At 41.5% G+C, this 14429-nt stretch carries 14 protein-coding genes; 4 read left to right on the plus strand and 10 right to left on the minus strand.

What is annotated here, in order from left to right; all coding sequences use genetic code 11:
* Positions 1 to 14: 14 nt before the first annotated feature.
* The 4 genes from CO230_RS06060 to CO230_RS06075 are packed head-to-tail and all read right to left on the minus strand — an operon-like array spanning position 15 to position 4486.
* The gene (locus tag CO230_RS06060) at positions 15 to 1532 is read right to left on the minus strand and encodes a carbon-nitrogen hydrolase family protein (protein ID WP_122027776.1); all 1518 of its coding nucleotides are present in this window, start codon (positions 1530 to 1532) and stop codon (positions 15 to 17) included.
* 12 nt (positions 1533 to 1544) lie between these two features.
* A complete protein-coding gene (locus CO230_RS06065) occupies positions 1545 to 2591 on the minus strand; it encodes an anhydro-N-acetylmuramic acid kinase (RefSeq protein ID WP_122027777.1) in 1047 nt (348 codons plus the stop codon).
* 27 nt (positions 2592 to 2618) lie between these two features.
* Positions 2619 to 3209, minus strand: coding sequence for an LPS export ABC transporter periplasmic protein LptC (gene lptC / locus CO230_RS06070; RefSeq protein ID WP_122027778.1), 591 nt, complete (start codon positions 3207 to 3209; stop codon positions 2619 to 2621).
* A gap of 2 nt (positions 3210 to 3211) precedes the next feature.
* Complete coding sequence (locus CO230_RS06075; RefSeq protein ID WP_122027779.1) at positions 3212 to 4486, minus strand: hypothetical protein; 1275 nt, start codon at positions 4484 to 4486, stop codon at positions 3212 to 3214.
* A 200-nt stretch (positions 4487 to 4686) separates the two neighbouring features.
* On the opposite strand from CO230_RS06075, the gene CO230_RS06080 reads away from it, so the two are divergent.
* A complete protein-coding gene (locus CO230_RS06080; RefSeq protein WP_122027780.1) occupies positions 4687 to 5808 on the plus strand; it encodes an ATP-binding protein in 1122 nt (373 codons plus the stop codon).
* Between the two features lie 74 nt (positions 5809 to 5882).
* Here CO230_RS06080 and CO230_RS06085 read toward each other — a convergent pair whose 3' ends face one another.
* The 6 genes from CO230_RS06085 to CO230_RS06110 form a co-directional block, all read right to left on the minus strand.
* Complete coding sequence (locus CO230_RS06085) at positions 5883 to 7376, minus strand: carboxypeptidase-like regulatory domain-containing protein (protein ID WP_122027781.1); 1494 nt, start codon at positions 7374 to 7376, stop codon at positions 5883 to 5885.
* Positions 7377 to 7379: 3 nt separating this feature from the next.
* Positions 7380 to 8753: a CsgG/HfaB family protein gene (locus tag CO230_RS06090; RefSeq protein ID WP_122027782.1), complete on the minus strand. Its 1374-nt coding sequence runs from the start codon at positions 8751 to 8753 to the stop codon at positions 7380 to 7382.
* A gap of 29 nt (positions 8754 to 8782) precedes the next feature.
* Entirely contained in the window at positions 8783 to 9190 is a 408-nt protein-coding gene (locus CO230_RS06095) for a curli production assembly/transport component CsgF (RefSeq protein ID WP_122027783.1), read from the minus strand.
* A 4-nt stretch (positions 9191 to 9194) separates the two neighbouring features.
* Positions 9195 to 9911 carry a curli-like amyloid fiber formation chaperone CsgH gene (csgH, locus tag CO230_RS06100; protein ID WP_122027784.1) on the minus strand — a complete coding sequence of 239 codons (717 nt, stop codon included), beginning with the start codon at positions 9909 to 9911 and terminating at the stop codon, positions 9195 to 9197.
* Positions 9912 to 9922: 11 nt separating this feature from the next.
* Complete coding sequence (locus CO230_RS06105; RefSeq protein ID WP_122027785.1) at positions 9923 to 10309, minus strand: hypothetical protein; 387 nt, start codon at positions 10307 to 10309, stop codon at positions 9923 to 9925.
* Between the two features lie 69 nt (positions 10310 to 10378).
* Positions 10379 to 11197: a hypothetical protein gene (locus CO230_RS06110; protein ID WP_122027786.1), complete on the minus strand. Its 819-nt coding sequence runs from the start codon at positions 11195 to 11197 to the stop codon at positions 10379 to 10381.
* Between the two features lie 213 nt (positions 11198 to 11410).
* Between CO230_RS06110 and CO230_RS06115 the strand changes: the two genes are divergently transcribed.
* The 3 genes from CO230_RS06115 to CO230_RS06125 are packed head-to-tail and all read left to right on the plus strand — an operon-like array spanning position 11411 to position 14413.
* The gene (locus CO230_RS06115; RefSeq protein ID WP_122027787.1) at positions 11411 to 12016 is read left to right on the plus strand and encodes a TetR/AcrR family transcriptional regulator; all 606 of its coding nucleotides are present in this window, start codon (positions 11411 to 11413) and stop codon (positions 12014 to 12016) included.
* The gene (locus tag CO230_RS06120; RefSeq protein ID WP_122027788.1) at positions 12013 to 13353 is read left to right on the plus strand and encodes a TolC family protein; all 1341 of its coding nucleotides are present in this window, start codon (positions 12013 to 12015) and stop codon (positions 13351 to 13353) included. Before CO230_RS06115 ends, CO230_RS06120 begins: the two co-directional genes overlap by 4 nt.
* Before the next feature lie 4 nt (positions 13354 to 13357).
* The gene (locus tag CO230_RS06125; protein ID WP_122027789.1) at positions 13358 to 14413 is read left to right on the plus strand and encodes an efflux RND transporter periplasmic adaptor subunit; all 1056 of its coding nucleotides are present in this window, start codon (positions 13358 to 13360) and stop codon (positions 14411 to 14413) included.
* Positions 14414 to 14429 lie beyond the last annotated feature (16 nt).

The following is a 14429-nucleotide window of genomic DNA, read 5'->3' on the forward strand; positions in this document are numbered from 1 at the left end:
GCTCTGGGATGGTATTATTCTTTTTCTTTTTTCAGGTCAACAGTTTCATAAAGGTCACGGCGCCGGTCGTTCATAGTCCGTACAGCTCCATAGTGATGAAGTTCTTTAAGTAAATTTAGGTCTACATCGACAATCAGTGTAGTTTCTGTATTTGGTGTAGCCTCACCTTTTACCGCGTTGCTCGGAAAGGCAAAGTCTGACGGCGTGAAAACTGCGGCCTGCCCATACTGAATATCCATATTATTTACACCGGGTAAATTACCCACACAACCAGCGATGGCCACATAACATTCGTTTTCTATTGCCCGAGCCGCTGCGCAATGCCGCACACGCATATAGGCATTCTGTGTATCGGTAAGGTAAGGGACGAAGAGGATCTTCATGCCTTGGTCTGCCAAAATCCTGGGCAGTTCCGGGAATTCAACATCATAGCAGATCACCAGACCTACTTTTCCGCAATCGGTATCAATTACCTTAATTTCACTGCCACCTTTCATTCCATAGAATTTTCGTTCATTGGGGGTGATGTGTATTTTGCGGTGTTCATCAATCTTGCCATCTCGGTGAAGCAGATAACTGATGTTATAAAGTTCACCGTTTTCTACATACGGCATACTGCCAGCGATAATGTTAATGTTATAACCAATGGCGAATTCTGAGATTTTATTCTTGATCTCTTCAGTAAGTTCTGCCAGTTTAAACATACTTTCGCGTTCTGAAAGATGATTGAAAGGCGCAAGCAAAGGCGTATTGAAAAACTCCGGGAACATAACGAAATCTGATTTATAATCTGCCATCACGTTCACAAAAAACTCTACCTGTTCATAAAACGCATCAATGGTTTTGAAGTGCCGCATCTGCCACTGTACCAATCCCAAACGAATTACAGAATCCTGCATACTGTTTGGCTTCTTGCTGTAATAAATATTGTTCCATTGCAAAAGCACAGCATTTTCTTCCGAATGCGAGTCTTCCGGCAGGTAATTTTTAAGGATTCTTACCGGCAGAAAGTTGTTCGCAAGCTGAAAACTAAGTACCGGATCATAAATTTCTTTATTACGGACCTTCTGGATGTAGGCACGCGGGGAAAGTTCGGCGCTGTACAAATGATAGTTCGGAATCCTGCCGCCTACCATGATCGATTTTAGGTTAAGGGTTTCGCAAAGTTCTTTTCTTACATCGTACAATCTGCGTGCGAGCCGTAGCTTTCGGTATTCGGGATCTACAAAAACTTCGATGCCATATAATACGTTTCCGGTTTCGGAGTGGGTGTTGAAGGTGTAGTTTCCGGTGATTTCTTTATAGGTATGATCATCACCAAAAAGTTCATACTGCACTATCAACGAAAGAGCCACCGCGGCGATCTTATCATCAACGGTGATGCAGATTTGCCCTTCAGGAAAAATGCGGATGAGTTTTTCGATGCTTCTTTTAGACCAGATATTCTCCGACATGGTCGGGTAGGCCTTCTTCATGGTTTCTTTTAACTCTTCGTAATCTTTTACGGAAAGTTTTCTGATATCTATCTGCATAATTTTTCTTATTTAAACTAAAGTTCCGGCACTGTGATTGGCGGGGCTTCCGGTGGCTGAACACAGGATATTTATTTCGCCCTTCATTTTCAAAACGCCCATAAATGCAAATATAAGTGCTTCCTTGAATTCTATCAAACCGGTTTCAGGTATGATGATTTCCGCATCACTTAAGGCTTTAATACGTTTTATCAAATATTTGTTATAAGCGCCGCCACCTGTAACCAATACCGTTTTTAAGCGATGATTTTTGATGACATTACTGATCTGAACCGCCGTGTGTTCCGTAAAGGTAGCGATAATATTTTCAGTGGTCTCATTTTTAAGTAAAGCATTCATGTGATCCTCAACCCACTCGGAACCCAAAGATTTTGGTGGAGACAATTGATAATAAGCCAGTTGGTTAAGCGCTGAAAGTATGGTGATGTTTATGATACCATTTTCTGCGATCTGCCCGTCTTCATCATAATTTTTGCCCAATTGACGGGCAAATTTATTTAGGACGAAATTTACCGGGCAAATATCGAACGCGCGCCGCTTATTATTTTCGCTGAATGAAATATTGGCGAAACCACCGATATTAAGACAAGCGCCGTAGCCGGAAAACAGCAATTGATCGCCGATTGGTACCAGCGGAGCGCCATTGCCGCCCATTAAAACATCCTGACTGCGAAAATCATAAACGGTAGGGATGCCGGTACTGATTTTTATAGCGCGTCCGTCACCAATTTGTAAGGTGAATTTGCGCTCGGGTTGGTGAAAAACGGTGTGTCCGTGCGAAGCGATAAGGTCTAATCCCTGCACCGAATACTTTTTAATGAATCTATCTGCCTGTTCCCCCAGATAGAACCCGTATTCTGCATTTAATGCCAGAAGGCCTGTGGACGAGATTTCTGTAGCGTTACGAAGTTTGCGTTCCCACTCGGGTGGGTAAGCGACGGTCTCTGCGTGAAGAATCTGATATCGCCAGCGCGAATCTTCTTTATTGAATGTGGCAAGGCAAATATCAAGACCATCCAAACTGGTGCCCGACATCAGCCCGATAGCGGTAAAGTTCATACTAAAGGTTTCCCCGAATGTACGAAATTATCTTCCCTGCTCCGGAATTTTTTGTGTACTGATGTTACCCGAACTGTTGAAGAATGTATATTCTGAAAAGTCATCTTTCGCGCGCATACCGTTTGCGCCAATTAAGGTAGAGCCGTCCTTGTCGGTAACATATACCGTATCTGTGGTGTAGATGGTACGTTTTGCCTGATCCCAGAAAACAGATTGCATGGCAAACATCTGGTTTTCATTGGTGATGATGCGCACATTTCCTCTGGCTTCGTAAAACTTCTTTTTCTCATTGAATTTTGCAAATTTAGCGTCGATTTTCCCGGGAGTTTTAGGTTTTTTCTTGTCGTAGAAAAGAATGTTGATGCCTTTTCTGGCTACGATGTAAGGAGAGTCGATATACTCGTATTTTTCGATGAGTGGCGCGGTAGCCCGCAGTTTTATCATCCCAGAGTCGCGCTGGATGATCTTTGCGTTGTTGATGACCTGCGAAGGGAAGTTGGTATCATCATTTCGGTTGATTTTCGTGAGGTCTTCGTCACAGGATGTCAAAACAAAAAATATAGCACAACACAAAATGCCTGCTATATTTTTATTTAGTATGTTAAGAGTAGAACTCATCTTTAATCATAAAGTCTTTTCTGGAACCATTTGTCGGCAAAATTAAGACCAATCCTGAAGTTGATGAAATTTTGGCGAATCATGTTATTTTCCAGGGTACCGCGCTGGCCAATCTCAAGGCCCACATCAATACCGCTCATACGGCTTGCGCTTCTGTTTTCGAATGGTAGGGTAACACCGCCGGTAATCGCAAACTGATTAATGTTGGTACCGTTGAAGGAAAGGTTTCCTTTTTCGTAATATGCGCCATAGCGATAAGTCACTCTAGAAAAATAGCTGCGGAAGTTGTTGTAATTCGGCAAAATCCAGCCACCCGCTGAGATTTTATAAGAATTTTCATTGGTGAAAGGCTGCCCCAGGAATTGGATGGTCTCTCCTTTCTTATAATCGAATTGGGTTCCTACAAACCATTTCGCGTCGCGCCCATAACCTGCACCAAAAGAGAATTCCATCGGAATCAGGTTTTTATCGGAACTGAAATCCTCATCAATAACGCTGATGTTGTTTTTGGTTTCTCCGTTGCCGTAGAAATAGGTGCTGTTGGTATAATTGGTATCCATTTCACCCGTATTCCCGAAAGTGTAAGTAGCACCTAACGTGAACTTGCGGTCGGTAGCAAAAGTTTTCTGGTAGGTAGATCCTAAAGTAAAATTGAAAGTTCTTATACGGTTTTTGGTTTCGTAGCCATTGATGAGTTCAGCATTGCTGTAAGCAATCTCATTGATGTCATACAAGTCACCGAAATAGAAATTGGTTTTTACCCCCAATGCAAACTCCGGTACAATCTGGTAAGATAAGGCCGCTTGCACCGTATTCACCGTACCTTCCCCCCGGAAGACGTTAATTCTAGTAACATTATCTGCCAAAGCATCCTGTACTGCTACTGAATATTTTTTTGAACTGTAAGGCTGGTAACCAAGCCCGAATTTTACCTTCGGAGAAAGCGGAAATGCAATAGAGATATTTGAAAGATAGGTGGAGTGTTTAGTTACATTTCTACCATCAAAATCCGACTTGAAAAAGTTGTTTTCGTTGCTCGCTTCTACTTTTATAGAGGTAAGTTCCAGGTTTTTATTGGCTGCAGGATTGCTGAAATTAAAGTTGTTGTTAAAATCCCAGATGTATGCTGTAGAAACGCCTCCCATCGCATTGATGTCTGTGGTATTGTCATACTTTACATCGCCAATCCCAAAGGCTGCGTAAGGAGAATTACCAATGGTTTGCCCTTGCATAAAAAACGCTGCGGCAAGCAATGGTAATACGAAAATTCTTTTCATTCTCTATTTTTAAAAATAATGCGCAAATATCTTAAATATTACTGAATTGAAGAAATTTACTTTGGTTAAAGTTTGTTAAGGGCTTTCAGTGAATGTATTGTAAGAAAATTCGGCTAAAACAGGTGTCTCAGCGTCATTTAAAATGTATCGGCAGTTAGTACATCTTCGCTATTTAAACGTAAATTATATATCTTTGAAAAATGAATTGGGACCAGATTGTAGGACAGGAAAATCTAAAGCAACTTCTTCAGGAAAGTATCTCCAGCCGGCGCATCAGCCATGCACAACTGTTTACCGGACCGGCCGGATACGGTACATTGCCACTGGCGTTGGCATACGCAAAGGAAATCTTCATCAGAGAGAACCCCCTGTCCTCGTCTAAGGTAGAACACCTTAATCACCTCGACCTACACTTCAGTTTCCCAGTTTTTAAAGAAAAAAATATAGGTCTCACCGCGCCTTTTCTGGAGGATTTCCGAACGATGACCCTTGAAAATCCCTACGCTGACAGCGAAAACTGGAGCAGGACATTAGAATCTGAAAATAAACAGCTTACTATATATGCAGATGAAATTGATGAACTCAATAAAAAATTTGCACTCAAAAGTTTTGAAGGTGGCAGTAAGGTTTTGATCGTGTGGCAGGCAGATAAAATGAATATTTCTGCGGCGAACAAATTTCTGAAATTTCTTGAGGAGCCGCCAAAAGACACCATCATTGTCTTGGTGGCAGAAAACACGACGGATATTTTACCTACCATACTATCCAGAACACAACTTGTGGAAGTCCCCAGGATTACGGATGAGGCACTGCGCGAATTCATCAGAAAAAATCATGAGACACAGGCCGATCAATTGGAAGAAATTGTATTTCAGTCCCAAGGAAACTGGAATGCCGCGTTGAAACTGATGCAGCCTAATGCAGCAGTCACCGAGTTCGAACAATTGTTTATTGCGTGGGTTCGGGAAGCTTTTCAGGTAAAGAAAAAACCACAATTCCTTAAAAACATCGTGCTTTGGGGAAGGAATATTGCCGGCTGGAACCGTGAAAAACAAAAAAACTTCCTGGCTTACTGCTCGGAAATGTTCCGCCTGGCGATGTTGCAGAATTATGGCAATCAAGAATTAGTGTATAAAAAAATTAATTCTTCTGGTTTCAAGTGGGAAAGCTTCTCGAAATATATCCACGGGGCCAATATCGAATCTATACTTACCGAAATTACGGAAGCGGATTATCACCTCGAAAGAAATGCGAATCCCAAAATTGTATGGACAGATCTTGGGATAAAACTTTCGCGATACCTGCATAAATCACCTCATTAATGAAAAAAGCAACGCCAAGGCGCTGCTATAAAACAAAAGTTGAGGAATAAATTCCTCAACTCCCCTTGAAAACATCACTCCCAATCCGGCATCTCTGCGTCGGGGAATAAAGCTGTTCGTTTATTATCTTGTAGGGTGATTTTGGCGATATTTCTGGTCGAAATCCCATCATTGGAGGTGTTGGTGAAAATTACCTCAGCATTATTTGGTGAGAATCTCGGATCCAGATCATTGGTTCCGGCAGGCTTTTGGCTGGCAGATGATATATTTGTGCTGGTATTTGCCTGCATATTATAGATGAATATATTCGTATTCAGTTGTCGGTAGTTATTATCCTGATAGCCTGAAATGTCGCGGGTATAAAGCAGTAAGTTGCCATCTACAGACCAGTTAAGCCCACCAGCCGCGCCGGCGACATTCTCCAGTGCTGTAGCAATGGTATTTCCAGCCATATCAATCACATATATTTTCACATTATAACCATTGGGATCATTTGTTTTAAGCGCAATCTTACTTCCATCATAGCTCCAGTCGCATTCCGAAATAAAACTTCCGTCTGGTGTGGTATATATGAGTTCGAGGCCGCTGCCATCTTTATTGATCCGGTAAAGTTTATTAAAACTCGGGTAGATCAGTTCTTTGCCGTTCATACTCCATGAAAAATCAATTTCCGCGTTATTGAAGCCTGATACCGATAACGTGGTGACTTGGGTAACATCTGAGCCATCTGGTCTTGAGGTAAAAATCTGTGTGCTGCCAGCCACCGTACGCAGGAAAGCTATGAGCCCGGCGTTCTGGTTCATACGTGGTCTCCAGCTGTTGGCAGTAAGTGGCGTGAACTGAAAATTGGTATTATTTTCATTACTTGAAACAATATAGTAATTGCCATTTGTTTTTTTCACGTAATGGAAACGGTTATTAGGTACATCAGATGTTTTAAAACGGAATACCGGGCTGTTAACCGTAGGATTGATGCCATCCGACACGCTTACCTGCCAGTAATACGTAACACCGAACTTTAAATTCTGTAAGAAATAGTGCTTCTCAGTAAGGTCGTTAATTTCAATGACATTCTGGTCGAAATCGTTTTTAACGACTAATTTATATTTCAAGATATCTGTAGAATCGGCATCGGTAGCAGTCCATACGAGGTCCACAGACAGTGGCTGATTTACCGAATTATCTGTGGGCGTTAGCAATACCGGTGCGGTTGGGGGAGTGTTCAAGGCATCATCATCACTCATTTCAAATACTATAGAAACTGTTTGGTTTTTGTTTTTGATGCTTACGCCTTGCATGTTCACTAAATATCCTGTCAGTTCAGCTTTTACGGAATAATCACCCAAAGGCATGTTTTCAATTAAAAAAGTACCGTCATCTTTTGTAAAAACAGTTTCAGTGGAAGGGGTTGTAATGATCTTCACGTTTTTTAAAGGTTGGTTGGTGCCTTTTTTTATCACGACACCTTTAAGGCTGCCAGTTTGTACCTGATCGACCAGGTCTTCGCTGCACCCAATTAATAGGAAGGTGCACAGCGTAAGTATAAATATATAGGTTAGATTTTTCATGGTTTAGTTTTTTGATTTTCTGTTTCCGAAATAATAATTCAGTCCAAGCCCAATTCTTACACCTTGGTCATTGCGGCTGCCATTTACAAAGCCATCCCAATCATCGGAGAAGCCAAAGTCGTATTGGGCAGAGAGCCTTACGGCAATTTGGCTGTTCAGCAGATACTCTAATCCGCCGCCCGCTTGGGATTTATATTTCGTTTCGTTATCTAAAAAAAGGGTACCAGCACCGGCATATACAAATGGTGAAAATTTATAGTTTGGCAACATCAGATATTCCAGATTTATTTCAGACATCAGTACGGTTTCTTTCAGAATACCTGTGTTCTGAAAGGTTACGGTGCTAAAATTGAGTTCTGTATTAAAATGGTCATTTATAAAAAACTTGAAACCACCTTTAAAACCAACGTTCATTTTAGGATTTATATAATCACCCTTGATTTGAAAGGCTTCTGCGTTAGCGAAAAGTGCCATAGTCCCGCGGTGGTTCTGAGGGAATTTGTTGCCTATTGACCGTGAGTCGTTAATTGATGATTCGGTATTATATTCAGAAATAATGTTTGCGAAATCAGCAGGATTCTTTTGCTTATTTGCCCATAGGTTATCCCTTACGCCTTCCACGATCATACTGTGTACGGCTTTTTCAATGGCTTCCGTCACAGCCAGATGTACTGGTTCGTTCTGTGTGATGCCAATTTCAGATTCAAGCAGCCTTTCGGTATCAATAAACCTGAAAAAATTACCGTTGATACTTGTTGAAAGTATGGTTTTGGAGGTATAAACCGTTTTAAGGATTTCCCCGGTGGAGGTTGAAACCGCCCTTAGGTAAACAGTGATGCGATCCTGACGGTATTGTGCACCAGCGCCCAGACCGAAATATCTTGCACCGATGCCACCCGTCATCACATTGGTGTCATACGATACTACGCCACCTTCCAGGATAATGCCAGCAAAAAGTAATGGGGGCAATAGGGAAGCGTCGTTAGCGTCGTTTCCGGCATATTCCTTCCGAGTGCTGCGTATGATTTGTCTTTCATTTAAAAGATTTCCAATGTTTTCTCTTTCTATGGGGGTAAACCATTTGCTGTCTTCAAGTGCTTTGAGCAAGATAGTAGTGGTACCTTGCGGAATGGCTGTACTCCAACTGGCTCCGTTTTCAGCGGCCTTATATTGGCCAGTCTGGTCACGGAACTTATACACACCTACCACAATTTTTTCTTTCGGGGGTGGCAGGTTCTTAATTTGTGGTGTGTAAGGCGTTGTTTCGCCTAAAGTGGATTGTTCACTGTTAGTCGGCAGGTTGAAGAGGGTACAGCTGGACAACAGTAAGATCAACGGACTTAAAAGTACGTTTTTGGTTAGCTTGTTTGTTTTCATAGGGGGTTGTTTTCAAGGGTTGAAATATGTTAGCCGCCGCCGGGAATAATGATTTCCGACTGCTCACCGGTGCTGGTATTAAGTATACTGATGAGTAAACCCTGGCTTGTCTGTGACACCTCTAGATAAATGGAGCCAAACACATATGTGCCGGGCTGCAGTTCGCCGTCACCGAACTGATCGCCAAAGAGTTTTCGAGATAACTCATTTAAGATCTGCCGATTAAGATTATCTGTAAAGCTATCCAGAGAATTTCCTGTCTTTATAGTTGAGCTGCGATTGTTATTATCAAACTGATTCTGAGCGCTGGCAGAACTCAAAAGCCACTGATAGTTAAAAGTATCGCCACCAAAAGCCGGATTGAGGGGTTTATAAACCATTTGCTGTGCCGCCGAGAACAGCGGGACAATAATTAAAAGTAGAATATATTTTTTCATGTGCTTAATATTTGAATTCCGTATTCCTTACATTTTTTCGGGAGTTGTAATCTACCAGTATAGCCAATGCTCTTGAGGCTTCGGCCTCTAGTAATTCTTCATCAGGTTTTGTGAAGAAACTGTGGATCAGTTGGTCATCCTGTGAAATTGTTATCCTACTGTTTCTACCGAAGGATGGGATTTCGGAAATGGTGATTGTTGCTTCGAATTTCTTGGGGATCTGATTGTATTTTTTAAAAAAAGATTCATAAAAGAGTTGTCCCATCCTTGTTTTAGTGTCATCAATCGTGAGTCCCGATAGTTCTAACTTATTCTCAGGGATGTAACTGACGTCGGTTCCGAACTGTGCGGCATTAATTTCTAAACTGTCTTTGGCCAATACGCGATCACTCTGTTCTTCTTTGATGAACAAATATACTTTCAGACCATCATTTTTAGCCATTCTAATTGTGGTTTCAGCCAGGGTTTTGGTTTCCTCCGGATTCAGTGTGAATTTGCCGCTTTGTTTATTTGTGGAATTGCCTGATGTTCCTTTTTTTACTGATACCATGATGTAATTAAGCGCATAGTAAGTGCTGGATGTACTGATGGCCGTAGCTTTTATTTTAAGCAAGCCTTCAGTGTGTTCGGTAATAATTTTTCCTGCAATGCCATCTGTATTTTGTGCGGAGTGTTGGTTGGCAAGAAAAATTGCGACCAGAGTTGTGATGAGAGTTTTCATTTTCAAGGGGATTATTGATTTCTCATATACAGTGTCATGTCATTGGCATTGATATTAATTGTCATTCCATTTGATATACTGTTTGCACCGGATACTTCAACTTGATTCCCAGACCCTTTAATGTTTATTTCCATATTGGTTGGGGACTGAGTGTAATTTTCATAATAGGTGACGTTATTATTACCATATTGCAGTATTGCCATATAGTCAGCATTGTAATCTTTTACCTCTATAATATTGTTGTCACCAATTTGGGCTGTTAATATCTGGGATTGTACACCGGTAGTGGATGCAGATTTTGTCATTTCGTAATATTCCAGCACATTATTGCTGTTAATTTGTGCAGTTATAGAGATGGAAGTCAACATGCCTACCATTAAAAAAAGAAGGGTTTTCATGTTATCTATATTTAAAAACACAGGAGAAACCGAAATTTCTCCTGCATATTTACATTAATGATGTAGTGATTAGTTAGACTGGGTTACAGTCATGGTGTTGTTGCTGCCAACTTGTGTCCCATAATGGAAATGATCTTCACCATTTTGTGTAATATCAGCCATGTTGTTGGAACCTACTTGCCAATCGTCAGCTGTATTCCAATCGCCAGTTTGATATTGGTAAATAGTGTTACCATTACCATTTTGGTAACCAAGTGCTGTGTTGTCATCTCCTGACTGATGAGCGTCAGCATAATTTCCGTCACCAATTTGTAGATAGTCAGCAGTGTTCCCATCGCCTAACTGCAATTGGTGTATGTAATTATCATCACCGTTTTGTGTAGCAATAGCCATGTTGTTGTCACCTACCTGATCTTGATAAACAAGGTTGTAATCACCCATTTGCTCAGAAGAAGCTTGGTTTCCATCTCCTTCTTGACCTTGGTTGGCATAGTTAACATCACCACTTTGCATTGCATAGGTGTCGTTATTATCACCAACTTGTAGTTGTATCACATCGTTTATAATACCATCCTGATCAGTTTGTGCGGTGTTTCCATCACCATATTGGTCGGTAACATTAGTGTTCCAGATACCTACTTGGTCAACATCAATACTGTTGTTGTTACCTATGCTCTGAGCATCGTTCTCATGCCACCACTCATTTTGGTCAACAGTCGCAACGTTATTATTGCCTTCTTGCAAAAGTCGGTTTAAGTTTTGGTAACCTGTTTGGTTGATGGTAGCTGTGTTTCCATTTCCATCTTGGGTAGAAACATCTCTGTTAGCCTGTGAGTAAGCGGAGCTTACTGCGAATAGTGCAAATGCACTAACAAGTAATTTTTTCATGGTTAAAAATTTTAATTAGTTTGTACCCCAAATGTAGAATGATTTCGGGAGTCTCAATTCCCATCAAATTGCCATTTTTATTAAATCAACAAAAACCATTACGTTATAGGTGTAATCACCCAGGGTATATGGTATTAGTTTTGCATGATGAAAATAAACCTGGAAACTATTTTTGTTTTTTAGTTTTTTTTGATACCTTTGCCTCCTTAAATTATGGAAGACAAACAATTTTTTTTGACAAAGGCATCGGAACTGTTTATCGAGAATGGCCCGAAAGCCGTGACCATGGATGATATTGCGGCAGCGTTTGGTATTTCTAAAAAAAAACTTTACCAGATGTTCCGTAATAAAGAAGAATTACTAGAGGAGATTCTCCGCTATAATCTTGACCTTGTGATTTCAAAACTGAATTACCTTGATGAGAATATTGAAAGTGCAATAGAAAGGATGTTTTGCCGAGACGAAGAAATCGAAAAAATGTCACATTCCAATAAAACATTGATGATCCGGCAATTGCTGAAATATTACCCTGCCATTTTTAACAAACATATGCTGGATTTTTCAGAAAAATTTGCGCATGTGATGGTAAAAAACATTGAGAAAGGACGCAGACAAGGCTATTATCGTGACGATTTTGATGCGGAAGTTTACGCAAAGATATTCTTTCAACTGGTGATGTCTTATGATAATTCACCTTATATAGATATTAACATGATCTCCAGAGCGCATTATAAAGAGGAGTTAATGATGATGTATATGCACGCTATCACTACAGAAAAAGGAAAAGAAACAATTAAAAAAATAAAAAACAATCAATGAAAAAATTAGCACTAAGCCTGCTATTCGTTGGGGCCATGCTCTCCGCCCAGGAAGCCAAGGTTCTCACCCTGCCTGAAGCCATTTCTTATGCGCTTCAAAACAAAGCAGAAGCAGAAAAAGCCCGCCTGAACATCAGAAGAGGCGATGCCCAAATAGCTGAAGTGAAGGCAAATGCTTATCCAAATCTGTCTTTCGGCAGCAGTACCACCTATAATCCCTTACTTCAGGAGAATGTACTGCCAGGAGAAATATTTGGTGCCCCGGGACAGCAGATAAAAGTGGCGTTCGGCCAGCGATGGACTTCCAGCAACATGTTACAGCTTACACAGGTACTTTTCAACCAATCGGTTTTTACCGGCCTTAAAGCAGCAAAATCTACCAAAGAATTCTATCTGATTAACGCACAACTTACCGAAGAGCAAATTATCGAACGTGTGGCCAATGCTTATTTCCAGGTCTATCAAAGCGAGCAGATGCTTGCCAATGCCGATAATAACCTGAAAATAACCAGTGAAACAAGTAAAATAATCAAAGGATTATTTGATGCAGGTTTAGCCAGAAAAATTGATTATGACCGCACAGAAGTGGCTAAAAATAACATCAAATCTTCACAGCAACAATTGGTAAATACCGTAGAACTCAGCGAAAATGCGTTGAAATTCATGATCGGAATGCCTATGGAACAAGAAATTGATCTGCCCCCACAAACTTTCGACCCCGCGATCTTACCAGACAGCGATGCCGGTAGTTTCGATAACAGAACCGAACTGCGCTTGGCCAACAAACAGATTGAACTGCTCGAATGGCAGAAAAAAGCCTCCGAAGCAGAGTATTATCCTACCGTAGCACTTGCGGCCAATTACGGATTTTTAGGCCAAGGACAGAAATTCCCCTGGTGGAATGGCGAGAAAAACGGCGTATTTTGGTCAGATCTGGCATCAGTAGGGCTTAACATCAGTGTGCCGATCTTTAACGGGTTTGCCACAAAAGCACGTATAGAACTCAACCAAATAGAAATTGAAAAAGCGCAGGCCGACCTTCGCGAAACCAGATTGGCGCTCGATATGGCTCATAAGAATGCGGTGACACTTCTTGAAAATAATTTGACGACCATCAGTATGCAGCAAAGCAACGTAAAGCTGGCGGAAGAAGTATTGGCCAACACCCGCTCCAACTATCAGTATGGTTTAGCCACCTTAAATGATATTCTGGATGCTGAACGAGATCTTACCGCAGCCAAAAATAACCTTACCACGGCACAGTTAGACTATAAACTTGCTGAAATTGAATTGCTGAAATCCCAAGGAAAACTAAATACATTAAAAGAAACAAACTAACAAAATGAACAAGAAGACATTAATTACAATATTGGCCATCATCCTTGTAGGAGCAGGTTTTTTCTATATCCTGCAGAATAACAAGAAGAAGAACCAAGAGCAGGTAGCCATTGTTGCCGAGAAAAACGCCAATGTTGCCGTACGAACCGTGCCGGTAAAACGCGAGGAAATCAGTGGCGAATTTACCGTGAACGGAACCTTCCTGCCAAACAGACAGGCAGATATCTCTGCGGAAATCGGTGGTCAGCTGGTCGCGCTTTACGTGAAAGAAGGTAGCTATGTACGTGCCGGGCAAAGCATCGGCCGTCTTGCCGGTGAAAAACTGAATGTGAATGTAAGCAATGCCCAAGCGAATCTTGCGCAGGCACAGTCGGCCCTCAGCAGATACGAAGCTGCTTATAAGACCGGTGGTGTTACCGCCTTACAGCTTGATCAGGCACGTCTTCAGGTACAGAATGCACGTGCACAGGTGCAGTCGGCGAGTTTGCAGTCGGGTGATACCAATGTAATCTCTAAAATCAGTGGTATCGTGAACCAGAAAAAAGTAGAAGTAGGTTCAGTGGTAGCTCCCGGAACCCCGATCGTAGAAATCGTTGACATCTCCTCGGTGAAACTGAAAGTAGATGTCGATCAGGCTTTGGTAAGTCAGTTGTCAGTAGGCAATATCGTTAAAGTAAAGCCAGATGTTATTGACGGGGATCTTGATGGCAGGATTACCTTCATCGCACCTTCCGCTTCCGGGGCCTTGAAATTTCCTGTGGAAATTACCGTTCAGAACAGTTTTAACAAACTGAAAGCGGGTATGTACGGTACGGCTACGTTTAACAGAACGGGGGTAAACAATGTACTTACCATCCCACGTGAGGCATTTGTAGGAAGTGTGAGCGACAACCAGGTATTCGTGGTAAGGAACAATATCGCTTACCTTACAAAAATACAGAGCGGTGTAAACTATGGGGATAAAGTAGAAGTCGTAAGTGGCCTGAAGGAAGGCGACGTGGTAGTAACCAGCGGACAGATAAACCTTACCGATAAAACCAAAGTGAGCATCCTAAAATAACCGCGAAACAAAAAAT

This window comes from Chryseobacterium sp. 6424 (genome assembly GCF_003692615.1).
Classification (GTDB): domain Bacteria; phylum Bacteroidota; class Bacteroidia; order Flavobacteriales; family Weeksellaceae; genus Kaistella.